Below are 24,804 nucleotides of genomic sequence, written 5' to 3'. Positions count from 1 at the left end.
CCCGTGTCACGGCGCCGGAGATCCCGGTCCCGGCGCCGAGAACCCCGTCACGGAGAACCCCGTCACGAAAGAGGAACCCCCCACCATGCGAACTGTGCGAGACGCCGCCTTCGACGTCCTGCGCCTGCACGGCCTCACCACCCTGTTCGCCAACCCTGGTTCGACCGAGGTGGCGCTGCTCACCGACCTGCCCGACGACCTGGACTTCGTGCTGGCCCTGCACGAGGGGTCGGTGGTCGGCGCCGCCACCGGCTGGGCCGTCGCCCGCCGGGAACCCGCCCTGGTCCTTCTCCACACCACGGCCGGACTGGGCAACGCCGTCGGCGCCCTGGCCACCGCCCGGGAGAACCGGGCTCCGCTGGTGGTACTGGTCGGCCAGCAGGACCGCCGCCACCTCGCCCAGGAGCCCTTCCTCGCCGGGCGGCTGGCGGGCCTGGCCGGTGACTATCCGGTGCGGGTGGAGACCCCGGCGCGCGCCCAGGACGTCCCCGGCGCGATCGGCCGGGCGGCCCACGCGGCGCGCATCGGGCGGGGCCCGGCGCTGGTGGTGGTGCCGATGGACGACTGGGCGCAGCCCGCGGACGACCTCCCGGTGCCCGCCCCCAGCGTGCTGCGGCAGGCGACCGGCGCCGACGCCGGCGCGGTCCGGGAGGTGGCCGCCCTGCTGGACGCGGCCGCCCGTCCCGCGCTCGTCGTCGGAGCCGGCGCGGACGACGCGGCGACCTGGCGGGCGCTCACCGCGCTGGCCGAACGGCTGCGCTGCCCGGTGTGGCAGGAGCCGTTCGGGGCGCGCGCCGGATTCCCGCAGGACCACCCGCTGTTCGCCGGGCACCTGCCCGCCGAACGTGGGCCGCTGCGCGCCGCGCTCTCCCCGTACGACCTGGTGCTGGCCGTCGGCGCTCCGGTGCTGCGCCAGAACCTGTACGAGGACGGCCCGCTGGCCGGGGCCGGGACGCGGTGGGCGATGGTGACCGACGATCCCGCCGAGGCGCAGCGCGCGCCCGTCGGCCTGGCCGTCGTCGCGCCGCTGCCGGCGTTCTGCGGCGAACTGGCGGCCGGTGTGCGGGACCGTGCCGAGGCCCCGATGCCGGTTCTCGGCCGCCCGGCCGCGCCCCGCCCGCCGCGCGCGGGCGAGGGCCTGCGGGCCGCACAGGTCCTGGCCGCCCTCGCCGAGCGGCTGCCGGCGGACGCCGTCCTGGTGGAGGAGACCCCGTCCAGCCGCCCCGACCTGCACGCGCTGGTACCGGCCCGGCAGCCGCTCGGCTTCCTCAGCGCGGCGCAGGGCGGGCTCGGCTTCGCGCTGCCCGCCGCGATCGGGGTCCGGATGGCCGCTCCGGAACGGCCGGTGGTCGCGGTCGTCGGCGACGGATCCTCGCTCTACCAGATCCAGTCCCTGTGGACGGCGGCCCACTACGGCGTCGGCGCCCTCTTCGTCGTCCTGGCCAACGGCCGCTACGCGGTCATGGACCAGCTCGCCGACCGGCACGGCGGCAAGCCGCCCTGGCCGGCCTTCGAGGAGATCAGCGTCTGCGGGCTGGCCCGTTCACTGGGCTGCCCGGCCCGCCGGGTGACCGACGGGCCCGCCCTGCTCGCCGAACTCGACGCACTCCTGCCCGACCTGGCGCACCGCACCGAACCACTCCTGCTGGAAGTGGCCGTACGCCCCGACCGGCCGCTCGCACCCGGCTCACACCCCGCACCCGAGGAGCTCGCATGACCGTCACCCGTGACCTGTTCATCGGCGGCAAGGACGTGCCCGCCGCGTCCGGCCGTACCGAGGAGGACATCAACCCGTACACCGGCGAGGTGTACGCGACCGTCGCCGCCGCCGGTCCCGAGGACGTACGACGGGCCGTGGACGCCGCCCAGGCCGCCTTCGCCGAGTGGGCGGAGCTGGCGCCCTTCGCCCGCCGGGCGATCTTCCTCAGGGCCGCCGACCTGCTGGACGCGCGGGCCGAGGAGGTGGCCGGGCTGATGGCCCAGGAGGCCGGCGGCACCCGCCCCTGGGCGTACTTCAACGTCGCCCTCGGCGCGAACATCCTGCGCGAGGCGGCGGCCGCGATCACCGCCCCGCGCGGGGAGGTGCTGAGCGCGCAGGAGCAGGGTGCACTGGGCCTGGCGGTGCGCGAACCGCTGGGCGTGGTCGCCGCGTTCGCGCCGTGGAACGCGCCGGTCATCCTCGGGATCCGGGCGGTGGCGGCGCCGCTGGCGGCCGGGAACACGGTGGTGGTGAAACCGAGTGAGGACGCGCCGATCGCCTGCGGGCTGCTGGTGGCCGACGTGCTGCGGGCGGCCGGGCTGCCCGACGGCGTGCTCAACGTGGTCACCAACGCCCGCGAGGACGCGCCCGAGATCGCCGAGATGCTCATCTCCGACCCGCGGGTGCGGGCGGTGAACTTCACCGGGTCCACCGAGGTCGGCCGGATCATCGGCGGTCACGCGGCCCGCCATCTCAAGCCCGCCGTACTGGAGTTGGGCGGCAAGAACGCGGTGATCGTGCTGGCGGACGCGGACGTGGACTACGCGGTCGACGCGGTCGCCTTCAGCGTGTTCATGAACTCCGGGCAGATCTGCATGTCCGGCGACCGCGTCCTGGTCCACGAGTCACTGGCGGACGAGTTCACCCGCAGGTTCACCGCGAAGGCCGCCTCGCTGCGGGCGGGCGACCCGGACGATCCGGGCACCGTCGTCGGCCCGCTGGTCAGCGCGCGGTCCGCGCACCGGGTGGCGAGGCTGGTCGGGGACGCGGTGGCGAAGGGGGCCACGGTGCTGGCCGGCGGCGGGGAACCGGAGGGCGCGCTGCACCCGGCGACCGTGCTCACCGACGTGCCCGAGGCCGCGGACCTCTACCACGCGGAGGTCTTCGGCCCGGTCTGCGTCATCGAGAGCTTCCCCGACGACGACACGGCCGTGGCCCTCGCCAACGCCACGGACCAGGGTCTGACCTGCGGCATCATCACCGAGAACGCCACCCGCGGGCTGGCCGTGGCCCGGCGCGTCCGCACCGGCATCGTGCACGTCAACGACCAGTCCGTCGCCGACGAGCCCCAGGCCCCGTTCGGCGGCGTACAGGCCTCCGGCTACGGCCGCTTCGGCGGACGCTGGGGCATCGAGGCGTTCTCCAACACCCGCTGGGTGACGATCGCCACCCAGCACGCCCACTACCCGTTCTGAGACCGCTGAGCGCTCCAAGCGGGTCCGGCGGAGTCCGCTGCGGTTCGGCAGCGCCCCCGAAGGGGCGCTGGGGGTACCCCCGGCCGAAGGCTGGGGGAGGAACTGCGCGACCAGCCACGACGGCGCCGCAGTCGGCAGACGGCACATCGCGGCACTTGCAGCGGAGCGCTTACGCCGGGCCCGCGACCGCCGCCAGCCGGTGCACGTCCTTCGCCGTCCCGGTGACCCCGGACAGGAACCCCTGCGCCCGCGGTGACGCGGTCTCCGTCAGCCAGGTCGGGTCGATGTCGCAGACGGCCACGCGGACGCCCGTGCCCGCCAGGGCCAGGGGCAGGGTGTGGACGACGGTCGAGGGGAAGCTCAGGATCGTGCGGCCGATGGGGCCGCGGCGGGCGATCAGTTCCAGGGGGAGGTCCGGGCGGACTATCTCCAGGCCCGTCTCGACCGCCAGGCGGTGGAGTTTCTCCGTGCTCTCCCGGCGATGCGCGAAGTAGCGGGTCGCGCCGTGCGCCTTGGCCAGGGTCTGGACGGCCTCCAGGTAGCGGTCGCCGTCCACGACGCCCGTCTCCACCAGGGAGGTGCCCACCATGTCGGCGCCCTTGGTGATGCGCGGCGGGCCGAAGCGGGCGCGGGTCCAGCCGAAGTCGTTCGCGGTGACCGTGACGCCCGCCGGGGTCTCGGTCATCGGCATGGAGGAGAAGACCTCGACGCGTCGGCGGGCGCTCGGCGTGAGGCGGCGGCGGGCGGAGGAGGAGACCGGCGCGAAGAGCAGGTCCCGCGCGCCGGGGCGGCCGCCCTTGCGGTGCCAGCGGACCAGGCGCTCGCCGCGCGCCAGCTGGGCGACGAACTCCATCGTCGCCGTGCCGTCGTCGACCACGACCAGGTCACGGGCCCGGGTGATGGTCAGGAGCAGCTGTACGTAGCGGGAGAACGGGTCTCCCATCACGATGCGGTCGGCCCGGCGCAGCGAGCCCGCCAGGCCGCCGATCGTCTGGAAGGGGGCGGTGGTGCCGCCCCGTGCTTCCTCCCAGCGGACCCGGTATCCCTCGTCCCGGGCCAGGTCCGCCATGCGGCGCAGCTGACCCCGGGTCATGGGGTCCGTCGGGGACAGGACGACGATCGTGAGTTCCGCGCCGGGTGCCGATATGCCGGATGCCGAGCGCCGTACCTGACCGGGTACGGCCGGCATCGGGTCCGCCGACCCGCGCAGGGCATGGACATGCGCCCACTCCAGCACGTTCAGCAGCTGCACCGGACTCTCGACGAACGCGAGTGTGTGGGGGCCGGTGTTCCCGGCGCGGGGGCTCATCGACGTACGACCGTCCCGTCGTCGTAACAACAGAGGTGTCAGACCTGGACCGGCTCGCCGGCGGCCGCGGCGATCTCCGCCTCGGCGACGACACCGGTGACGCGGCGCAGCTTCTTCATCGGGCCGAGCTCGGAGTCGTAGACCTTCTTGACGCCGTCGCCGAGGGAGGCCGAGATGGTGCGGATGTCGCGGACCAGGCGGGTCAGGCCCTGCGGCTCGACGGAGGCGGCCTGGTCGGAGCCCCACATCGCGCGGTCCAGGGTGATGTGACGCTCGACGAAGGTGGCGCCCAGGGCGACCGCGGCGAGGGTGGTCTGCAGGCCCGTCTCGTGGCCGGAGTAGCCGATCGGGACGTTCGGGTACTCCTTCTCCAGCGTGTTGATCACGCGGAGGTTGAGCTCCTCGGCCTTCGCCGGGTAGGTGGAGGTGGCGTGGCAGAGCAGGATGTTGTCCGAGCCGAGGACCTCGACCGCGTGGCGGATCTGCTTCGGGGTGGACATGCCGGTGGAGAGGATGACCGAGCGGCCGGTGGCGCGCAGCGCCTTGAGGAGCTCGTCGTCCGTGAGGGACGCGGAGGCGACCTTGTGGGCGGGGACGTCGAACTTCTCCAGGAAGGCGACGGCCTCGGTGTCCCACGGGGAGGCGAACCAGGCGATGTTCCTGCTCTTGCAGTACTCGTCGATCTGGCGGTACTCGTCCTCACCGAACTCCACGCGGTGGCGGTAGTCGATGTAGGTCATGCGGCCCCAGGGGGTGTCGCGCTCGATGTCCCACTGGTCGCGCGGGGTGCAGATCTCCGGGGTGCGCTTCTGGAACTTGACGGCGTCGCAGCCGGCCTCGGCGGCCACGTCGATCAGCTTGAAGGCGTTCTCCAGCTCACCGTTGTGGTTGATGCCGATCTCGCCGCAGATGTAGACGGGCTGACCGGGGCCGACCTCACGGGAACCGAACGTGCGCAGACGGGAGTTGCTCATGACTGTGGGGTGTCCTTACTTCGGGAGGGAATCGAGAGAGGGGCCGAGGATCCAGCTGGCGATCTCTCGGATCGCGCCGTCACCGCCGGGGAGGGTGGTGACCGCGCGTGCGGCGCCGCGTACGACGTCGTGGGCGCTCGCGACCGCCACGGGCCAGCCGGCGACGGCGAAGCACGGGAGGTCATTGACGTCGTTTCCGACGTAGAGCACGCGCTCGGGAGCGATGCCCTGCTCCTCGCACCACTGCTTCAGTGCGAGGTCCTTGCGGTCGATGCCGTGCAGGACCGGAATCTGTAGCTTCCGGGCCCGGGCGGCGACGACCGGGTTCTGCTCCGTGGAGAGGACCAGCATCTTGAGCCCGCTCTTGCGCAGGGCGGCGATGCCGAGTCCGTCGCCGCGGTGCACGGAGACGAACTCCTTTCCATCGGCATCGATCAGCACCCGGTCGTCGGTCTGGGTGCCGTCGAAGTCCAGTACGACCGCGTCGACGTCGTCGGCGGTCGGGAGCGCGCCGGGGCGGTCCGCGTCGAAGAGCGGGGCCAGGGCGCGGGCGCGCGCGAGCTCGTGGTGGTCGTCGATCTCCAGGACGCGCGCGGGGTCGGTCCGCACCAGTTCGGTGTGGCCGAAGAAGCGGTGCTGGTGCTCGCGGAAGCCGTCGGCGCGCATCGCGTAGGCGGCGCCGGTCTCCAGGAAGTCCTGCGGGCGGTCCTGGCGGCGCGGGCGGAACGACTTGTCGTGGTTGACGCCGAAGCCGCCGCTGGCGGACGCCTCGTCGGCGTCACCGACAGCCGGTACCGGCACCGGGGCGTGCACCTCGTCGCGCCAGACGAAGCCGTGGAAGGGGGCGACGGTCAGGGCCGTGTCGGCGCCGTTCTCGACGATCGCGCCGACCACCCCGTCGATGTCCTCGCGGACGATGAACGGGCTGGTGCACTGCACGAGCAGGACCACGTCGACCGTGGCGCCGTGCAGCGCCTCGTGGGCGTCCATGGCGTGCAGGACGGCGGCCTCGGAGGTGGCGGTGTCGCCGGCGATGGCGGCGGGGCGCAGCACGACCTCGGCGCCGGCGGAGCGGGCGGCCGCGGCGATCGCCTGGTCGTCGGTGGAGACGACCACGTCGGTGACCAGGCGGGAGGCGACGCACTCGCGGACGGCGCGGGCGACCAGCGGGACGCCGCCGACCGGGGCGAGGTTCTTCGCGGGCACGCCCTTGGAGCCGCCCCGGGCGGGGATCACGGCGAGGACGCGGGGCACTGCGGCCCCTTCGGGGTGGGACATCGGCTCTGTTCCTTCGGCAGGCACGGGCGCAGACGGCTCTGACTGCGCCTGGTGCGGGATCCGGTCGCTCACAGCTCTCCCATTCGTCGGATCACGGGGGCCACCCGCTGGACGCCGTGGCGGTAGGCGCCGCGTGCGGCCCGGCGCACGATCTGGCGGACGGCGCCCGGGGCCTTGTCGGCGGCGGGCGCGCCCGGAAGCGGGACGCCGTCGGGGCCGAGGTGGTGGCGGGCCAGGATGCCGGGCAGGTAACCGGACGCGGTCTCGGGTGTGTAGTACGGGTTCAGGGGCGGCAGCCCGCCGGGCCGTGCGAGCAGCTTCGCGATGCGCTCGCGGCCCGCGTCGAAGGCGGTGGCGTAGCTGCCGTCGGCGACGACGCCCTGCCGTGAGACCCACTCGGCGTCGGGCACCGGGCGGTGTCCGGCGTCGAGCTGGTCCCAGGAGGCGAGGCAGCCGGAGCCGACGAAGTGGTGGTTGCCGAGCGCCTCGCGGATGCCGAGGTCGGTGAGGACCACGGTCGGGATCCGGCGGTGCAGGGACTCCAGGGCGGCCGTCGAGCTCATCGTGACCAGGAGGTCGGTGCGGTCGAGCACCTCGCCCATGTGGCCGTAGACCAGCCGGAAGTTGGCGGGCACGTCCTTGCCCTGGACCAGCTTCTGGTACGGCAGTTCCTCGATGTGGGTGGTGTGCTCGCCGGGCTTGGAGCGCAGTTTGAGCAGCACTTCCCGCTCGGGGTGCTTGCGGGCGTGCTGGATCAGCCGGTTGAGCAGGTAGGTACGGTCCTTGCGGCTGTCCGGGACCGAGGGCTGAGCGGCGAAGACCACGGTGTACGGGTCGTGTTCGCCCTCGTAGGGCGCCCCGCCGAGGAACGGCAGCGCGACCTCGGTCACCGACGAGGAGTCGGCGCCGACCCCGTCGTACACCGCCCGGAACCGGTCCGCGTCCTGGCGGGAGTTGGCGAGGACGAGGTCCGCGCCGTGCCGCAGCAGCAGGCCGTCGGCGAGCTTCTCGTAGACGACGCCGACATAGCCGGTGACGACGACGGGCCGCTTCTCCCGGCCGGCCCAGGCGCTGCGCAGCCCGTGCAGCATGGCCTGCGTCCCGCCGCCGACGAGGGAGAGGACGAGGATGTCGTACGACTGCTGTTCCATGTCTCTCAGGAACTCGACGGCCGTCACTTCGCGGAGCGAGTCCGCGTGGACGCCGACCTCCTGGAGCTGGCGGGCGGTGGGGGTGGCACGGCCGCGCAGGAGGTAACCGTCGAGCCGGACGTCCGAATGGTCGGTTTCGTTGGGAATCAGACGCTTCGCGGTGAGCGCCCCCCACTTCCACCGAGTATCGGAATCCGCCAGGACCGCCACTCGCAGGGACTTCGTTGCACTTGCTGGCACGTCGAAGACGCTAGGAAGCCATTCCGAGGAACTCCCGAACCCGAATCCAACAAAAGGTTAACAACACGTCGCCGAATGGCGAACCAGCCCAGGATTGCCCATCAAAAAGCCCTGGTTCATGACTTCGCCACACGTCGTTCACCTCGTATCAAGGCGGCGGTCAAGACGCACGACGGACGCTCCTCTAACGTCCCCCACGTGGTCAAGCTCTCCGTCATCGTGCCGTTCTACAACGTGCAGCAATACGCGCCCGACACCCTGAGGAGCCTGCGCGCGAACGCGCGTGAGGACTTCGAATTCATTCTCGTCGACGACTGCTCGACCGACGGGACACCAGAGATTCTCGCGCGAGCCGAGCGCGAGCTCCCAGGCGCGGTCCATGTCAGACACGAGCAGAACGGGGGGCTGGCCACCGCGCGCAACACCGGCATCGACAGAGCGCGCGGCGAGTACGTGACCTTCCTGGACGGCGACGACTGGCTGGCACCGGGCTACTACCCGCAGCTCGTCGCCGCGATCGAGTCGCTGAACTGCGACTTCGTCCGCACCGACCATGTGCAGTGCACCGCGCGCGCCCGGTCCGTGACCCGGGTGCCGGTCGGCCGCCGCAACGTCGTGATGAACCCGCGGGAGGCCATCCTGCCCGCCGACCGGTCCACCTCCGTCGACTACGCCTACGCGTGGGCGGGCGTCTATCACCGCCGTCTGGTGGACAAGGGACTCGTCCATTTCACGGACGGACTGCGTACGGCCGAGGACCGGCCGTGGATCTGGAAGCTGCACCGGGAGGCCGAGTCCTTCGCGGCGGTGAACCTGCTCGGCGTCTTCTACCGGCGTGGCGTAGCCTCTTCACTCACGCAGATCGGCGACGTCCGTCAGCTCGATTTCATTCGCGCGTTCGACCAGGTGATCGAGGAAACGGCACAGGACGCCGACGCGAAGGATCTCCTGCCGAAGGCCGTCCGCACGTATTGCGCCATCATTTCCCATCACCTGGGATCCATCGAAAGGTTCGAGCCCGCGGTGGCGAAGAAGCTGAAATCCATGAGTGCGGCCGCACTGCGGCGGATGCCGCAGGACGTGCTGGACGAGGCCCTGGACTCCATGGACCTCCAGCGCGCCACCAAGCTGCGCCGGCTGCGCCGCCGTCCCGCCCCCGCGGGAGCCGCCGCGTGACCACCCAGATCTTCCAGGCGTCCACCCTCTACGGCACGGCCACCCTGGCCGCCGCCCTGGACTCCGGCGCCTTCCGCCCGGCCGACCGGCGCATCCTGCTGGTCTGCAACAACGCGGCGACCCCCGAGACCACCCCGGGCCTGGACGAGGCGCCCGGCTTCGAGCGGCTGCGCGACCGCTTCGACGACGTGATCTCGTACAACGAGACGATCTTCCCGTTCCACCCCGGCGGCTGGGCCCCGCGCCTGGAGGACTTCCCGCTGTGGGAACGCTTCCTGCGCCACGAGTGGCAGCTGGGCGACGACGACGTCGAGTTCGCCGTCGAGTCGATCCAGGTCAACCCCTCGCAGAGCCTCACCCAGATCTTCACCGGCGCCCCGGTCACGGTCTACGCCGACGGCCTGATGAGCTACGGCCCGACCCGCAACAAGATCGACCCCCTGGTCGGCACCCGCGTCGACCGGGTCCTCCACCTCGACCTGGTGCCGGGCCTGCAGCCGATGCTGCTCACCGAGTTCGGCGTCCCCGGCGAGGTCGTGCCGACCCCGGCGTTCACCAAGGTGCTCGCCGAACTCTCCCCCAGCGGCGACGAGCTGCCCGAGATCGAGGAACCGGCCCTGCTGCTCGGCCAGTACCTCTCCGCGCTCGGCATCCTCTCCGCCGAGCAGGAGGAGAACCTGCACGTCCGGATGCTCAAGGGCGCCGTCGAACTCGGCCACACCAAGGTCGTGTTCAAGCCGCACCCCTCCGCCCCGGCCCGGTTCGCCCGCACCCTGGAGCAGGAGGCCGAGAAGCTCAAGGTCGACCTCACGGTGCTGGACACCACGGTCCTCGCCGAGGTGCTCTACCAGCGGATGCGTCCGGCCCTGGTCGTCGGCTGCTTCTCCACCGCGCTGCTCACCGCGTCCGCGCTGTACGGCCTGCCGACCGCACGCATCGGCACCGACACGCTCCTCGACAAGCTCACCCCGTTCGAGAACAGCAACCGGATCCCGGTCACCGTCGTCGACGCGCTGATCCCCGAGCTCACGGACCGCAAGGCGGTCGAGGAACAGCGTCCGCTGCTGAGCGTCGAGCAGCTCGGCGACCTGGTCCGGGCGGTGGGCTTCGCGATGCAGCCGAGGATCCATCCGCAGCTGCGCGCGGAGACCGAGCGCTACCTGACCAAGCACCTGAACGACACCACCATCCGCTACTTCAAGCGCAAGCGACTGACCTCGCTCGGGCTGCCCGGCGGGGTGCCGGCGCAGCTGTCGTTCCCGCTGCGGAACGCGACGGTGCGCCGGATGGCGCGTAAGGCGCGGAACCTGCGGCGGGTTGTGCGGCGGTAAGTTCCGCCCTAAGCGCCTTGTCGTGTCGTCCGCGGCGCCGTTGTGGCTGGTCGCGCAGTTCCCCGCGCCCCTTTGGGGCGCTGTCGAACCGCTTCTCGAAGGGGCGGGTCCGGATCTCCGGGCCCGCCCCTTCGGTGTTACCTGCCCAGGATCTTCTTGATCGTGGCGCGGTTCTCCTCCGTGACCTTCCACAGCTGTTCCTGCCGGTCGTGCACGTCGGCGACGGTCCGGCTGTGGTTGTCGAGGATGCCGATGGCGCGCTCGGTGAGGATGTCGCCGAGCTCCCGTTCGTGCACCGAGACGCCCCACTCGGGCCGCTCGATGTCGTTCAGGAAGTACGCCATCTTCGGGTGCGAGATGAGCGAGATGATGGGCGTGCCGACCCCGAACGGGATCATGCCGGCGTGCCCGCGCATGCCGATGACCAGGCGGGTCTTGGCGTACGTCTCGCGGATCTCGTCGTTGGAGAAGTCGTACATCGGGATCACCGGCAGCGAGATGCCGTGCTCGCGGCGCAGGTCGAAGGCGATCTTCTCGTCGTCGAGGGAGTGCGCGACGCACTTGACCTCGGTGTGCTCGCCGATCTTGCGGACGGCCTTGGCCATCTCGGCGAGGAAGTGCGCGTAGTCGTGGCCGAAGCGCAGCCCGGCGCGGTCGTAGGCCGCGTTGAGCATGACCGTGTCCTCGCGGTACACCGGGTCGGTCCAGCCGGCCACCAGCTGGCGCATGACCGTGGTGGGACAGGGCTGGAAGACGACCTTGTCCTGGAGCTCCGGCGGGAGCATGCCGCGGACCTTGGCGATGGAGCCGTGGTTGCGCAGGCCGAAGAAGGAGGACTTCTCGACCAGCAGCCGCAGGCTCTCGTTGAACCGCTGGGCCCGGTAGGACTGGCCGTCGAAGGCGTTGAAGCCGACCGCGTAGATCATGATCGGGACGTCGATGGCGCGCAGGTGCTCGTCCGGGACGTTCCACTGCCAGGCGCTGTTGCCGTTGGGCATGGTGTCCGGGATGAACAGGCCGCCGCCGCCGATGACCAGACCCCGGCGGGCGTTGACGCGCTCCAGGGCGGCCTTGTCGAAGTAGCGGTGGGCGTGCACCGAGTGCCAGCGCCGGGAGGTGGTGTCCGGGCCGAAGCCGAGCCGGACGGTCTCCGGGAGCAGCTTGTCGCCCGCGTTGCCCTGCCGGTCCATGTAGAACGCGACGTGCGCCAGCTGGTCCTCGGCGCTGCCCTGCTCCTGGGAGGGGACGGCGGCCGCGCGCTGCGCCCACAGGCGGCTGGAGCGGTGCGTGGGGTCCACGGTGAGGCCGGCGGTGGCGTACCGCAGGGCCTCGGTGTTGTCGCCGTACACCCAGGAGATCTGGGCGAGCCGGGAGAAGGCGGTCGCGGCCCGGTTGGGGGCGGCGGACGCGAGCAGCAGCTGGGTCTTGGCCTCCTCGATGCGGGAGACGCTCATCAGGGCGTGCCCGAGCACCTCGTGCGGCCAGGCCTCGTCCAGCGGGATGCGGACGCTGCTCATGACGTCGACGGCGTCCTGGTAGTCGCCGGACGCGATGTGCGCGGCGGCCACCTTGCGGGCGATCTCGACGTCACCCGTGCGCTTGACGTGCGGGGTACCGAAGTGGACGACCAGGTCGTGGTGGAGGCCGCCGGAGGAGGCGAAGTAGGCCGCGTGGAACTCGGCGTCGCTCAGCTCGAACTCGCGCCAGCGGTCCTCGGCCTGCGCGTAGCCGGACTCACCGCCCTGCCACGGCTTGTGACGCCCCGTGAAGTGCAGGATCTTGGTGTCCTCGGGGACCGGGAGGTCGCCGGAGAGCCGCCGCTTGACGAAGTTGTACTTGGCGTCGAGGCGGACGAAGTCGCCGTCCAGGACGGCGTTCAGGATGCCCTGGTCGTGCTTGTCCAGCTCGTAGTCGCCGCTGCGGCCGGTCTTGTCGATCTTCGCGCAGAACTCGTCGGACAGGTACTCCTTCTGGATCACCAGAAGGCCGGAGTTCAGCTTGTGCTGCCCGTAGAAGAACTGGGGCACGGCCGCGAGGCCCTCGCGCAGCTCCAGGAGCTCGCCGAGACCGCCGAGGACGACCATGTCGGTGTCCAGGGTGATGACGGTGTCGTAGTCGCGCAGCCGGAAGATGTCGAGGATGAAGTACGCCTTGCGGACCAGGTAGTTGTCCTGGTCGCCCTTGACGTACGAGTCGTAGTGCGTGTCGTTGACCCGCTGCAGCACGATGCGCGGGTGCAGGGCGCGGATCTTGGCGATGGAGGCCGGGCGCAGGTCGTCGTAGAGCACGACGAAGTCCTCGCAGACGCCCGGGTTGGACAGGGCGAGGCTGCGCAGCAGGACCAGGAAGCCGGGCAGGTAGTTCTCGTCCACGTAGGACGCGAAGGCTATCCGGCGCTTCTTGGTGAGGGCGCTCGCGTCGGTGTTCGGTGCCGCCGAGGTGAAGGTGGTCGTCATCGCAGGGAGATCCTCATGTCGGTCACGCTCTGGGCCCGCTGCATGACCCAATCCTTCTCGCTGGTGTATTCGTGCACGGAGGTGATGGCCAGCTTCATGGCCTCCTGCACGCGGTAGGCGCCGCTCTCGTAGAAGTCGAAGCCGATCAGGTCCAGGGTCGGGCTGACGTCCAGGAAGTCCAGCAGCCACAGCATGTTGAACCCGGAGGTCGGGATGCCCGACCAGGTGTCGGTGCTGATCTGCCCGATGTTCCGCATCGGCCAGCGCAGCGACTCGTCGCCGAGGAACTTCTGCGCGCCGGGCACCAGCTTGTTGCGCAGCGAGTGCTTCCAGTCGCCGGAGACGCCACCGAAGATCAGCCGGGTGGTCACCGGCTTCTCCCAGTTGAAGGCGTGCTTGTGGATGCTGACGTGGATGTCGGTGCGCTCGCCGGTGTGCTTCGGGTCGATCTTGTACGAGTTGAAGCGCACGACCAGGTCGTAGTCGTCGATCTGCTTGCCGATGCCACTGGCGCCGACGCGGCCCGAGTTGGCGATCAGGCAGACCGACTTGCCGGCGATCTGGTTGCGGAACTCGCCGAGGCTGATCCACTGCACGCCGTCGACGGTCGGGTTGGCGACCGGGCCGCGCATCCGGATCCGGCGCTGCTCGGCGTAGAGCGCGACGGCCTCGGCGATGCCGGCGTCGTTGCCCTCGGCGAGGCGCAGGTCCAGGTACTGGCTGAGCAGCTCCTGCCGGTCGTTCACCGGTGCCTCGTCCTCGGCGAGGGCGAGCAGCGCGCCGACCAGGCGGGGCTCGGCGGCCTGCCAGTCGCCGACGGCCTGCAGGGCGAGGCCCTCGGCCCAGGTGGCGGTGGAGGGCGCCCGGACGTGGTCCGCGGCGGCGGGGACCTGGCGCTTCAGGAGGCCGAGGAGTTCGCCCTCGCGTTCGGCTGCGCGGCGCATGCCGGAGATCCGGTTGGCGACGCCGAAACCGTCGTCCTTGGTGAGCTCCAGATAGCGCTCGTAGGCCTCGATGGCCTCGCGCTCCTCGCCGAGCCCCTCCAGGATGCGGGCGCGCAGCCGCCAGCCGGCGCGGGAGTTCTTGCGCTCGGCGAGCACGGTGTCGCTGATCACCAGGGCGAGGTTCAGCTCGTCGTTGTAGCCGCACTCCAGGGCCTTGTTGGCGACCGCGAGCAGAGCGTCCAGCAGGTCGTTGTTGATCCCGCCGGAGGGGCTGGCCGCGCCCTTGACGGCGCGCTTGAGAAGCGCCGTCGCACCGCCGGCCGGGGCGGGCGCGGGTGTGGTGGTGCCTTCCGTGGCGACGACCACCAGCAGCTTGCGCAGCTGCTCCGCCAGCTCCGCGCGACGGCGGTCGAGGCTGCCGACCACTTTGCCGCTGTGCACGGCGCAGGCGTGCAGGCAGTCGTCCAGCTCCCCTCCGCGCGCAGGTGCCCGCCTGTTCTGGACCCTCGTCATAGCTCTCCTGATTTTGCCAAGCAAAGCTTGTGCAACCGCTGTGTGTGGTGGGTTGACCCGCATCGGGGGGATGGATGGAGAAACTAGAAAGCCAAAACGACTATATGGTTAACGAATCCCGACGGGTAAGAGAATGGTTAGCAGGTTCACCGCGCACTTTCTATGATTCCCCCAGGTGACGGTATTGGACTTCCCACGTCCCGGGGACTTCGCGAACAGATCGGATGATTAGCCGTCCGGACCCGGGTAGGGGTCCCGGACCATGTCACTCGCGACCCCCACACTGGCGCCCTCGCCTGCGAAGATCCCGGTCGTCCCGGCCCCACCCGGACACCCCCGCACCCGCCTGCTCGCCCTCGACGGACTGCGGCTCGCCGCCGCCCTGCTGGTCTGCCTGTACCACTACGCCGGACGCGGCGGAGTCGTCTCCGCGTCCTGGCACCAGAACCCCGCCCAGGTCTTCCCGACCCTGTCCCGGCCGGCCGCCTACGGCTGTCTCGGCGTCGAGCTCTTCTTCGTCATCAGCGGCTTCGTCATCTGCATGAGCAGCTGGGGCCGCCCCCTCGGCGACTTCTTCCGCTCCCGCGTCGCCCGCCTCTACCCCGCGTACTGGGTCGCCGTGGTGCTGGTCACCGGCGCGTCCCTGATCCTGCCGGTCGTCGTCCGCGCCGTGCGCCCCGACGAGTTCCTGGTCAACCTGACGATGCTGCAACAGCCGATGGGCGCACCCCGTGTCCTCGGCGTCTGCTGGACGCTCTGGGTCGAGGTCCGCTTCTACGCCCTGTTCGCACTGACGGTCGTCCTGCCGGGCGTCACGTACCGCAGGGTGGTGCTGTTCTGCTCGGTGTGGACCCTGGCCGCCGTCCTGTCCACCGCGGCGGGCGACGGGTCATGGGCCGAACTGGTCGTGATGCCCCGGTACGCCCCGTACTTCGTCGGCGGCCTGGCCCTCTACCTCGTCCACCGCTGCGGCGGCCGGCTCCTCCCCTGGGGCATCGTGGCGCTCTCCTGGATCCTCGGGCTGCGCGCCGCCACCGAGGGGCTGTGGCACCCGGGCGCCCCCCGGAACCCGTACGTCGTGATGCTCGTCGTCACCCTCGCGTTCGCCGCGGTCGCGGCGGTGGCGGCGGGCTGGACGCGCCGCGCGGCCTGGCCCTGGCTGACCACGGCCGGGGCGCTGACCTACCCCTTCTACCTGGTCCACGAACACATCGGATGGTTCGTGATCCGGGTGCTGCACCGGGGGTGGGGAATTCCGCCATGGCCGACGCTGTCGATCACGGTGTGCGGGATGCTCGGGCTGGCCTGGCTGATCCACCGGTTCGTGGAGACACCCTTCGGGCCCAGGCTGAAAAGGGCCCTGAAGGCGTCGTGATTCGGCTCTGATTCACCTCTCGTTCACTTGGGGAAGTTTTGTCCGTCGTTCACCTCACCGTTGGTTTCGGAGGTGTACGGCGGGCAGGCACCGTAGAGCCCTGCCGCACACAGGCGGCCCGCAGGGTTCCCACAGGCTTCCGTACCGCGTATCGAGGGAGTGCCCCTTCCGTATGGCCACCACCCAGGAAACGACCCGCCCGCCCCACCGTCTCGACGACGTCCCCGGCTGGTTCCCCGTGCTCGACCAGGTGCTGTTCGACTGGTTCCTGAGCCGCCAGGAGGCCTCCGGAACGCGGGGCGACCTGCTGGAGGTCGGGGTCTACATGGGCAAGAGCGCCATCTTCACCGGCCGGCACCTGCGGCCCGGCGAGTCGTTCACGGTCTGCGACCTCTTCGAGGGCGACGCGCCCGACTCCGCGAACCGCGCGGAGTCGACGAAGTCCTACGGCAGGCTGACCCGGCGGATCTTCGAGGAGAACTACCTCGCCTTCCACGACGCGCTGCCCCGGGTGCTCCAGGGGCCCAGCTCGGTCGTACCGGCCGAAGTCGCGCCCCGCTCCTGCCGGTTCGTGCATGTCGACGCGTCGCACCTGTACGAGCACGTGCACGGCGACATAAGGGCGGCCCGCGAGCTGCTCCTCCCCGACGGGATCGTGGTCCTCGACGACTTCCGCTCCGAGCACACGCCGGGTGTCTCCATCGCCACGTGGGAGGCGGTCCTCAACGGGGAACTGCGGCCGATATGCATCAGCACCCAGAAGCTGTACGGGACGTGGGGCGACCCCGGGCCGGTGCAGGAGGAGCTGATCGCGATGGTGCGGGGGCGGAGCGACTGCCACCTGAGCATGCAGGAGGCGGCGGGGCACCGGATCATACGGCTGAAGTCGAAGGGGATGCGGGCACCGGAGTTTCCGTTGTCGCGCTATGCATCTGCGCCCATCGCGCCGGAGGCGCCTGGGCCGACTTCAGCGCCTGCGGCGCCGGCGGCGTCCGGGTCGGTTCCTCGGCGGCGGAGTCGGGTGCGGAGGGTTGCGGTGGATCTGCTGCCGCCTGTGCTGACGCGGGCTCTTCGGAGGGCGATGCGGTAGCCGCCCCGGGGGGGAGGGGGCACGGGTTGTGGCGCCGGTGCGGGTGCGTCGTGGCTGGTCGCGCAGTTCCCCGCGCCCCTTACGGGGCGCTGCCGTGGGCGGAAGAGCACGTGCGAACGCGCGGCCGGTCGCGCCCGCGCGGCGGAGCCGCATATTCGATACAGCCCCGCGCCCCTATGGGGCGCAACGCCCCGCGTCTCAGGAGCGCGCCGGTCTCAAGGGATCTTGTAGCGGGTGCTGATTCCGGTGATGACCAATTCCAGGCCCTCCTCGAACTGGTCGTCGTAGTCGGTGAAGAGTTCCCGGCCCGCTGCTGCCGACAAGGGGAAGTCGGCCAGGATGCGGGCTCGTTCGTCCACGTCGTAGCCCTCTCGGCGTTGGCCCGGGAGGGGTTCGACGCCCTGTTCCTCGGTCACGAAGCCGATCGTGTAGGCGTTCACCGTCCGGCCCGCTGCCGCCGCCTGGGCGAGGGTGAAGCCGGCCTCCGTCGTGAGGCGCAGGTACGCCTCCTGCTGCGGGGCGTGGTCGATGCCGGTGAAGCGTGAGCCGCTGTAGACCTTGGCGCCGTCGCGGTAGCCGAGCAGGGCCGTGCGCAGCCCCCGGCTCGTCGTGCGCAGTCCGTCCTGCCAGGTGCCGGCGGGGTCGAGCCGGGTGTCCGCGGCCATGCGGCGGTAGATCTCCGTCGCCATCTCGTCGAGCAGCGCCTGCTTGTCCTTGAAGTGCCAGTAGAGGGCCGGCGCCTTGACGTCCAGCTCCTTGGCGATGGCCCGGAGGGTCAGGCCCTCCAGTCCGGCCTCGTTGAGCAGGCGCAGGGCCGTGTCGGCGACCCGGCGGCGGTCGAGGGGGGCGCGTCGTTCCGTACTCACGCTTGACAGCTTAACAGCGTTAAGGGCAGCCTTGTCGCCGACGGCACTTAACAACGTTAAGGAGAAATGTGATGACTGCGGTGGATGTGGTGGATGCGGTGGACGTACTGGTCGTGGGCGCCGGGCCCACCGGGCTCGCCCTCGGGATCGACCTCGCCCGGCGCGGGGTGGACGCGCTGGTCGTGGAGGCGGGCGAGACGCTGTCCCCGGGCTCGCGCGGCAAGGGGATCCAGCCCCGCACCCAGGAGGTCTACTACGACCTCGGCGTGCTCGACGCGATGCGCGCGGCCGGCGGCCCCTACCCGCCCCGGCTGCTGTGGAAGAACGGCGAGCCGCTCGACACGAAGCCGATGTTCGACGCGGTGGCGGCGGACGAGGGGGCGCCGTACACCGAACCGCTGATGGTCGCGCAGTGGCGCACGCAGGAGGTGCTGTACGCGCGGCTGCGGGAGCTGGGCGGCCGGGTCGGGTTCGGGCGCGGGCTGACGGGTCTGGAGCAGGACGCGGAGGGCGTGACGGCCGGCCTCGCCGACGGTACGACGGTTCGCGCGCGGTACGTGGTGGCGGCGGACGGCGGCCGTTCGACCGTACGGCGCGCGGTGGGCGTCGGGATGACCGGCGAGTCGGTCGACCCGAGCCCCTTCCTGGTGGCCGACCTGCGGGTGCGGGGCCTCGACCGCGACCACTGGCACACCTTCGTCGGTGACGACGGCTGCGGTGTGGCGCTGTGCCCGCTGGCCGGGACCGACGACTTCCAGCTGGGCGCCCGGCTGCCCGAGGGCACGCGGATCGACCTGTCCCTGGAGGGTCTGCGCCGGCTGGTGACGACGTACAGCCACCTCGACGCGGCGGACATCACCGAGGTGCGCTGGGCCTCCGACTTCCGCCCCCGCGCCGCACTGGCCGACCGGTTCCGGGTGGGCCGGGTCTTCCTGGCCGGAGACGCGGCCCATGTCCACTCCCCGGCCGGCGGCCAGGGCCTGAACACCAGCGTCCAGGACGCCTACAACCTGGGCTGGAAGCTGGCCGCGGTCCTCGCCGGCCGGGCCCCGGACGCCCTCCTCGACACCTATGAGGAGGAGCGCCGCCCGAACGCCGCGGCCATGCTGGGCCTCTCGACGAGCGTCCACCACGGAGAGGTACGGCGGGGCGAGGCGACGGTCCAGCTGGCGCTCGGTTACCGGGAGTCCTCGCTGACGGAGGAGACCCGGGCGCACCCGGGGCCGGTACGGGCGGGCGACCGCGCGCCGGACGGGCGGAACGCGGACGGGGTGCGGATGTTCGACGCGTTCCGGGGCCCGCACTGGACCCTGCTGACCCCGGAACCGGTGGCCGGCGTCGACGGCCTGCGGGCCCCGGAGTCGTACGGCCCGGGCGTGTTCCTGGTCCGCCCGGACGGCTATGTGGGCTGGGCGGGCGAGACGGCCGCCGAGGGACTGCGGGCGTACGCGGCGCGCACCGGAGCGTAAGCGCTCCGCTGGGAGCGCCGCGTCGGGTCGTCAGGCGGCTGCGGCGCCGTCGTGGCTGGTCGCGCCGTTCCCCGCGCCCCTTACGGGGCGCTGCAGGCCGCGCAGACCGACCCGTATCGCCGGGAACAGGGCCCAGCACACCGACGCCCAGTGGGTGACCAGGGCGACCGGTATGGAGATGAGGAAGGCCAGCATCATCGCGGTCAGCCAGCCCAGCGTGCTGGAGACGGCCTCCGGCGCATCGGAGGTGTCGAGCGCGCCCGACCTGCGCAGGTCCGCGAAGGCCAGCCGGAAGAACAGGCAGGCCAGGACCTGGTCGGCCGCGTACACGATGAACTGGACCTGGTAGGCGTCGGCCTCGCTGGTCAGCAGCTTCGTCGTGAACGGCATGAGGACGATCGCGAGCAGCCACAGCAGGTTCCAGCGGATGGCACCGCCCGAGAGTCCGGTCGCGTACCGGAACAGGCGCTGATGGATCATCCAGTGGATGGCGACGGCCCAGAAGCTGACCAGGAACGCGATGTACTCCGTCAGATGCTCGCGCAGGAAGTGCAGGACACCACTGTTGCCGTGGACCTCCCCGGTGGGGACCGGGAGTTCCAGGGCGAGCAGGGTGATGGCGATGGCCACCACCGCGTCCGAGAAGTAGATCAGCCGCTCCGGACTCACCGGCCGGCCGGCGTGGGCCGCCCCGGCCTGCTGCGCCTCCCCCGCCTGCTCGGTCTTCGCGGTTTCCTCCTGCGGCCCGGCGGTGTGCTGCGCGCGGGTGTCGGGCATCTTCTGCTGCTTTCTCGTAGAGCTGTGGACGGTCATGAGCTGTGGACGTTCAGAGCTGTGGGCGGTCAGAGCTGTGGGCGGTCAGAGCTGTGGGCGGTCAGAGCTGTGGGCGGTCAGAGCTGTGGGCGGTCAGAGCTGTGGGCGGTCACGCCAGGGCCTGCGCGGCGCGGGCCCTGGCCCGTGCCGCGTACCGGCCGCCGACGGCGAAGGGGAGGGCGAAGGCCAGGACCTGGGCGGTGACGAGCGGAACCGTCGCGGAGTGGTCGTAGTCGACGACGGCGGCGCAGGCGAGCGCGCCGAGGGTGAACCCGGCCGCCCAGATGGCGGTCAGCACCATGTTGACGCTGAGGAACCGGGGGGAGTCCCAGAACTCCCGGGGCACCTCGGCCCGGGCGAAGGTCAGGGTGAACGGGCGGCGGACGGCGAGGGAGGCCAGGGCTGTGGTCGCCAGGGTGGCGTTGGCCAGGGCACAGATCCAGTGCTGGAGGCCGGAGCCGGGATCGGCCAGCGCGACACCGGCCGTGACCACGAAGAACCCGCAGGTGGCAGTGGTCAGCAGGTCGACCGTGCGGGTGCGGAGCTGCCGGGCTGAAAGAACCAGCGCGGCCAGGGCGGCGGCGCTCGTGCCCAGTCGCCAGTCGACCGGGCTCAGGGCCGCGTAACACAGCCAGGGCGCGAAACCGCGGACGTAATTCACCGGGTGTCTCCTTCGGGACAGACCGAGAGTCCAATGTTGGACGGTCCAAGAATGGCCGGTCGATCTTGCTCTGTCCAGCCGTGACGGGTGAATTCCGGAAAGGTAGGGTGAGGTCATGAGCTTGCCCCACGCCCTCCTCGGCCTCCTGGCCGAGCAGCCAGCCAGTGGATACGACCTGCTCAAGCGGTTCGAGTCGGGCCTGTCCGCCGTGTGGCCCGCCCAGAAGAGCCAGGTCTACGGCGAGTTGGCGAAGCTCAGCGAGAAGGGTCTGATCGAGGTCACCGGGACCGGCGCACGCCAGCGCCGCGAGTACGGCATCACCGACGCCGGGCGCGCGGAACTGCGCGGCTGGCTCACCGAACCCGGCACCGACTTCGCCTTCCGCAGCGCCGCCCTGCTGCGGGTGTTCTTCCTGTGGACGCTCAGCCGCGAGGAGGGCGTCGACTACCTGGAGAACTTCGCCCGCATCAACCGCGAACGCCTCGCCGCACTGGAATCCGTGCGGGACAACGTCGAATGGGTCGGCGACCCGGTGCAGATCTGCGGCTGGCTGATCCTCGAATACGGCCTGCGCGGCTCGACGACGTCCGCGGAGTGGGCCGACTGGGCCGCCGAACGGCTCACCGAACACCTGTGACCCCGGGCGCCCGGGGCCGCCCGTCGGCTCAGGCGCTGGCCAGCGTCAGCTTCACCGCGAACCCGAGGAACAGCACCCCGGCCGCCGAAGTGGCCGTCGCCGACATCCGCCTGCGGCGGCGGAACGCGTCGGCCAGCCGGGTGCCGCTGAATATCAGGGCGCTGAGGTAGAGGAAGCTGGCCAGCTGGGCGAAGGCGCCGAGGACGACGAAGGACACGGCCGGGTAGGCGTACCCCGGGTCGACGAACTGCACGAAGAAGGCGATGAAGAACAGGATCGCCTTCGGGTTGAAGAGGCTGATCACGAAGGCGCGGCGGTACGGGCGCTCGTGCGCCGGCGCGGCGACCGCCGCCTCCGGCCCCGCCGCCTGCTCCTTCCGCGACCGCCACATCGACCAGGCCGCCCGCAGCATCCCTATCGCCAGCCAGGTGAGATAGCCGGCGCCCGCGTACTTCACGATCCCGAACAGCACGGCGTTGGCCTTGAGCAGCGAGGCGACCCCGGCCGCGGACAGCGTCATCAGCACGGTGTCCCCGCACCACACGCCCGCCGCGGCGGTGTATCCGGCCCGGATCCCCTGGCGGGCGGCGACGGACAGGACGTACAGGGAGTTGGGGCCGGGCAGCAGGACGATCAGGACGAGTCCTGCCAGATAGGTGGGGAGGTGGATGACGCCGAACATGCGAAGAAGTCTCGCACGGACGTCCGACAACGCCCCCGCCGCGGGTCAGAAGGCGTCCGTCGGGACGTACCCGCCCCACACCTCCCGCAGCGCGTCGCACACCTCCCCCACCGTGGCCCGCGCCCGCAGCGCCTCCTTCATCGGGTGGAGGACGTTGTCGTCACCCTCCGCGGTCTTCTTCAGGGCGGCGAGGGCCGAGCGGACGGCCGGTCCGTCCCGGTCGGCGCGCAGCCGCGCGAGGCGTTCGGTCTGGCGGGCCTCGATGGCCGGGTCGACGCGGAGCGGCTCGTACGGTTCCTCCTCGTCGAGCCGGAAGCGGTTGACGCCGACCACCACCCGGTCGCCGGCGTCGGTCTCCTGGGCGATGCGGTAGGCGTTGCGTTCGATCTCGGCCTTCTGGAAGCCGTGCTCGATCGCCGCCACCGCGCCGCCCAGGTCCTCGACCCTCCGCATCAGGTCGACGGCCGCCGCCTCCACGTCGTCCGTCATCCGCTCCACGGCGTACGAACCCGCGAACGGGTCCACGGTCGCCGTCACGTCGGTCTCGTACGCCAAGACCTGCTGGGTGCGCAGCGCCAGCCGCGCGCTCCTGTCCGTAGGCAGCGCGATCGCCTCGTCGAAGGAGTTGGTGTGCAGGGACTGGGTGCCGCCGAGGACCGCGGCCAGCGCCTGCACGGCCACCCGGACCAGGTTCACCTCCGGCTGCTGGGCCGTCAGCTGGACCCCGGCGGTCTGGGTGTGGAAGCGGAGCATCAGCGACCTGGGGTCCCGCGCGCCGAACTCCTCGCGCATCACGCGTGCCCAGATCCGGCGCGCCGCACGGAACTTGGCGACCTCCTCCAGGAGCGTCGTACGGGCCACGAAGAAGAAGGACAGGCGCGGTGCGAAGTCGTCGACGTCCATGCCGGCCGCGACCGCCGTGCGCACGTACTCGACACCGTCGGCGAGCGTGAAGGCGATCTCCTGCACGGGGGACGCCCCGGCCTCGGCCATGTGGTAGCCGGAGATGGAGATGGTGTTCCACCTCGGGATCCCGGCCCTGCAGTACTTGAAGATGTCCGCGGTCAGCCGCAGGGAGGGCTTCGGCGGGAAGATGTACGTGCCGCGCGCGATGTACTCCTTGAGGACGTCGTTCTGGATCGTGCCGGTCAGCCGGTCCGCGCCGACGCCCTGTTCCTCCGCCACCAGTTGGTACAGCAGCAACAGCACGGCCGCCGGGGCGTTGATCGTCATCGAGGTGGAGACCTTGTCCAGCGGGATCCCGTCGAACAGCACCCGCATGTCGTCGACCGAGTCGATCGCCACCCCCACCTTGCCGACCTCGCCGTGCGCGAGGGGCGCGTCGGAGTCGTGGCCCATCTGGGTGGGCAGGTCGAAGGCGACGGAGAGGCCGGTGGTGCCGTGCGCGATGAGCTGCCGGTAGCGGGCGTTGGACTCCGCTGCCGTACCGAAGCCCGCGTACTGGCGCATGGTCCAGGGGCGGCCGGTGTACATCGTGGGGTAGACGCCCCGGGTGAAGGGGTACGACCCCGGTTCGCCGAGCTTCCCGGCCGGGTCCCACCCCGCCAGGTCCCCCGGGCCGTAGACCGGCTCGACGGGCAGTCCGGACTCCGACTCACGGACCATGGTGGGTGACCTCCACAGTGTGCCGTTGCACCGAACATGCCGGTACGTCTGTCGGTTCCCACGATGCCCCCTTGTTCGGCGGCGGTCACGCGGGGAAGCATCCTCGGCATGAAGGTCTCGGGGTACTCAGGGATCCTGGCCGCCGTACTGGCCGTGCTGTGCGGGTGCACGGTGCAGCCGCCGGACGGCGGGGACGCCAAGGGGCACTCGCCCGTCCACATCGACCTGCCGCACAGCCGGACGCCCGCCGGCGCCGCTCCCACCACTCCCACCGCTTCCGCATCCTCCCCGTCCGCCGTCGAGACCGTCCCGCCGCACATCGTCTTCACCCGCGGCGACACCGGCTCCGGCGTCCGCGAGCTCCAGGCCCGGCTGCGCCAGGTCGCCTGGCTGTTCGACGGGCCGACGGGGACCTACGACGACCTCACGGCCCAGGCCGTCAAGGGCTTCCAGGGCAGACGCGGGCTGCCGCGGACGGGTGAGACCGACGCCGTGACCTGGCGGCGGCTGGTGCGGATGACGCACAGGCCGGGAAAGTGGGAGCTGTACCTGATGGGCGGTCAGCCGGCCGCCGCCCCCGATCCGCGGTGCCTGACCGGGCGGGTGCTGTGCATCAGCAAGACCAGCCGGACGCTGCGCTGGATGATCGACGGGCGCACGGTGTCGACGATGTCGGTGCGGTTCGGGGCGCAGTACACCCCCACCCGTGAGGGTGTGTTCCACGTCTACTGGAAGTCCCGCCACCACGTGTCGACGCTCTACCACTCCTCGATGCCGTACGCGATGTTCTTCAGCGGCGGCCAGGCGGTGCACTACTCCTACGACTTCGCGGCCCGGGGCTACGCGGGCGGCTCGCACGGGTGCGTCAACGTGCGGGACGAGGCGGCGATCGCGGATCTGTTCGCGCAGGTGCGCAGCGGCGACAAGGTCGTCGTCTACTGGTGAGCGGGTGACGTGCGAAGGACGTGCGGGGCGCGGGCGGGGCCGGGGGGAACTGTGCCCCCCCCGCCCGAGCACGATCCCCCGGGTGTGTCTTTTA

General features: G+C 71.3%; 20 protein-coding genes. 9 read left to right on the top strand and 11 right to left on the bottom strand.

The genetic code is table 11. The annotated features are described in order from the left end of the window. The first annotated feature begins 85 nt into the window (after nt 1-85). Together ACFWPQ_RS03955 and ACFWPQ_RS03950 are read left to right on the top strand one after the other, a co-directional pair. Nucleotides 86-1,717, top strand: coding sequence for a thiamine pyrophosphate-dependent enzyme (locus ACFWPQ_RS03955; RefSeq protein WP_384029658.1), 1,632 nt, complete (start codon nt 86-88; stop codon nt 1,715-1,717). Next, nucleotides 1,714-3,174, top strand: a complete 1,461-nt coding sequence (locus tag ACFWPQ_RS03950) for an aldehyde dehydrogenase family protein (protein WP_384029656.1) — start codon at nt 1,714-1,716, stop codon at nt 3,172-3,174. Before ACFWPQ_RS03955 ends, ACFWPQ_RS03950 begins: the two co-directional genes overlap by 4 nt. A gap of 169 nt (nt 3,175-3,343) precedes the next feature. On the opposite strand, the gene ACFWPQ_RS03945 is transcribed toward ACFWPQ_RS03950, so the two are convergent. The 4 genes from ACFWPQ_RS03945 to ACFWPQ_RS03930 form a co-directional block, all read right to left on the bottom strand. Further along, complete coding sequence (locus ACFWPQ_RS03945) at nt 3,344-4,483, bottom strand: hypothetical protein (RefSeq protein ID WP_384029654.1); 1,140 nt, start codon at nt 4,481-4,483, stop codon at nt 3,344-3,346. Between the two features lie 38 nt (nt 4,484-4,521). After that, nucleotides 4,522-5,457 carry an N-acetylneuraminate synthase family protein gene (locus ACFWPQ_RS03940; protein ID WP_217554169.1) on the bottom strand — a complete coding sequence of 312 codons (936 nt, stop codon included), beginning with the start codon at nt 5,455-5,457 and terminating at the stop codon, nt 4,522-4,524. A gap of 15 nt (nt 5,458-5,472) precedes the next feature. Beyond that, the gene (locus ACFWPQ_RS03935; RefSeq protein ID WP_384029652.1) at nt 5,473-6,735 is read right to left on the bottom strand and encodes a cytidylyltransferase domain-containing protein; all 1,263 of its coding nucleotides are present in this window, start codon (nt 6,733-6,735) and stop codon (nt 5,473-5,475) included. Between the two features lie 68 nt (nt 6,736-6,803). Continuing rightward, nucleotides 6,804-8,126, bottom strand: coding sequence for a DUF6716 putative glycosyltransferase (locus tag ACFWPQ_RS03930; RefSeq protein WP_384029650.1), 1,323 nt, complete (start codon nt 8,124-8,126; stop codon nt 6,804-6,806). Between the two features lie 198 nt (nt 8,127-8,324). Between ACFWPQ_RS03930 and ACFWPQ_RS03925 the strand changes: the two genes are divergently transcribed. Both ACFWPQ_RS03925 and ACFWPQ_RS03920 read left to right on the top strand, forming a co-directional pair. Next, a complete protein-coding gene (locus ACFWPQ_RS03925) occupies nt 8,325-9,302 on the top strand; it encodes a glycosyltransferase family 2 protein (RefSeq protein WP_361283315.1) in 978 nt (325 codons plus the stop codon). Continuing rightward, nucleotides 9,299-10,633, top strand: coding sequence for a polysialyltransferase family glycosyltransferase (locus ACFWPQ_RS03920; RefSeq protein WP_384029648.1), 1,335 nt, complete (start codon nt 9,299-9,301; stop codon nt 10,631-10,633). Before ACFWPQ_RS03925 ends, ACFWPQ_RS03920 begins: the two co-directional genes overlap by 4 nt. Before the next feature lie 137 nt (nt 10,634-10,770). On the opposite strand, the gene ACFWPQ_RS03915 is transcribed toward ACFWPQ_RS03920, so the two are convergent. Together ACFWPQ_RS03915 and ACFWPQ_RS03910 are read right to left on the bottom strand one after the other, a co-directional pair. After that, a complete protein-coding gene (locus tag ACFWPQ_RS03915) occupies nt 10,771-13,089 on the bottom strand; it encodes a glycosyltransferase (RefSeq protein ID WP_384029646.1) in 2,319 nt (772 codons plus the stop codon). Further along, nucleotides 13,086-14,546 carry a glycosyltransferase family 29 protein gene (locus ACFWPQ_RS03910; protein WP_384029644.1) on the bottom strand — a complete coding sequence of 487 codons (1,461 nt, stop codon included), beginning with the start codon at nt 14,544-14,546 and terminating at the stop codon, nt 13,086-13,088. The genes ACFWPQ_RS03915 and ACFWPQ_RS03910 overlap by 4 nt, the downstream gene beginning before the upstream one ends. Nucleotides 14,547-14,808: 262 nt before the next feature. On the opposite strand from ACFWPQ_RS03910, the gene ACFWPQ_RS03905 reads away from it, so the two are divergent. Both ACFWPQ_RS03905 and ACFWPQ_RS03900 read left to right on the top strand, forming a co-directional pair. Then, a complete protein-coding gene (locus ACFWPQ_RS03905; RefSeq protein ID WP_384029642.1) occupies nt 14,809-15,921 on the top strand; it encodes an acyltransferase family protein in 1,113 nt (370 codons plus the stop codon). Nucleotides 15,922-16,093: 172 nt separating this feature from the next. Continuing rightward, nucleotides 16,094-17,011, top strand: coding sequence for a class I SAM-dependent methyltransferase (locus ACFWPQ_RS03900; RefSeq protein ID WP_384029640.1), 918 nt, complete (start codon nt 16,094-16,096; stop codon nt 17,009-17,011). A 215-nt stretch (nt 17,012-17,226) separates the two neighbouring features. Here ACFWPQ_RS03900 and ACFWPQ_RS03895 read toward each other — a convergent pair whose 3' ends face one another. Next, a complete protein-coding gene (locus tag ACFWPQ_RS03895) occupies nt 17,227-17,877 on the bottom strand; it encodes a TetR/AcrR family transcriptional regulator C-terminal domain-containing protein (protein ID WP_384029638.1) in 651 nt (216 codons plus the stop codon). A 71-nt stretch (nt 17,878-17,948) separates the two neighbouring features. Between ACFWPQ_RS03895 and ACFWPQ_RS03890 the strand changes: the two genes are divergently transcribed. Continuing rightward, nucleotides 17,949-19,346, top strand: a complete 1,398-nt coding sequence (locus tag ACFWPQ_RS03890) for an FAD-dependent monooxygenase (RefSeq protein ID WP_384029636.1) — start codon at nt 17,949-17,951, stop codon at nt 19,344-19,346. Nucleotides 19,347-19,376: 30 nt separating this feature from the next. On the opposite strand, the gene ACFWPQ_RS03885 is transcribed toward ACFWPQ_RS03890, so the two are convergent. Beyond that, nucleotides 19,377-20,123, bottom strand: a complete 747-nt coding sequence (locus ACFWPQ_RS03885; protein WP_384029634.1) for a TMEM175 family protein — start codon at nt 20,121-20,123, stop codon at nt 19,377-19,379. A gap of 145 nt (nt 20,124-20,268) precedes the next feature. After that, the gene (locus ACFWPQ_RS03880) at nt 20,269-20,820 is read right to left on the bottom strand and encodes a hypothetical protein (RefSeq protein WP_384029632.1); all 552 of its coding nucleotides are present in this window, start codon (nt 20,818-20,820) and stop codon (nt 20,269-20,271) included. A 115-nt stretch (nt 20,821-20,935) separates the two neighbouring features. On the opposite strand from ACFWPQ_RS03880, the gene ACFWPQ_RS03875 reads away from it, so the two are divergent. Next, nucleotides 20,936-21,457 carry a PadR family transcriptional regulator gene (locus ACFWPQ_RS03875; protein ID WP_384029630.1) on the top strand — a complete coding sequence of 174 codons (522 nt, stop codon included), beginning with the start codon at nt 20,936-20,938 and terminating at the stop codon, nt 21,455-21,457. A 28-nt stretch (nt 21,458-21,485) separates the two neighbouring features. On the opposite strand, the gene leuE is transcribed toward ACFWPQ_RS03875, so the two are convergent. Together leuE and ACFWPQ_RS03865 are read right to left on the bottom strand one after the other, a co-directional pair. Then, nucleotides 21,486-22,139: a leucine efflux protein LeuE gene (leuE, locus tag ACFWPQ_RS03870; protein WP_384029629.1), complete on the bottom strand. Its 654-nt coding sequence runs from the start codon at nt 22,137-22,139 to the stop codon at nt 21,486-21,488. Nucleotides 22,140-22,184: 45 nt separating this feature from the next. Next, entirely contained in the window at nt 22,185-23,765 is a 1,581-nt protein-coding gene (locus tag ACFWPQ_RS03865; protein WP_384029627.1) for a methylmalonyl-CoA mutase, read from the bottom strand. Nucleotides 23,766-23,873: 108 nt separating this feature from the next. On the opposite strand from ACFWPQ_RS03865, the gene ACFWPQ_RS03860 reads away from it, so the two are divergent. Beyond that, the gene (locus ACFWPQ_RS03860; RefSeq protein WP_384029625.1) at nt 23,874-24,710 is read left to right on the top strand and encodes a L,D-transpeptidase family protein; all 837 of its coding nucleotides are present in this window, start codon (nt 23,874-23,876) and stop codon (nt 24,708-24,710) included. Nucleotides 24,711-24,804: the final 94 nt, after the last annotated feature.

The organism is Streptomyces sp. NPDC058464 (genome assembly GCF_042721035.1).
GTDB lineage: Bacteria > Actinomycetota > Actinomycetes > Streptomycetales > Streptomycetaceae > Streptomyces.
Note: the sequence above shows the minus strand (reverse complement) of the source record. Positions and strands in the feature narration are given on the sequence as shown.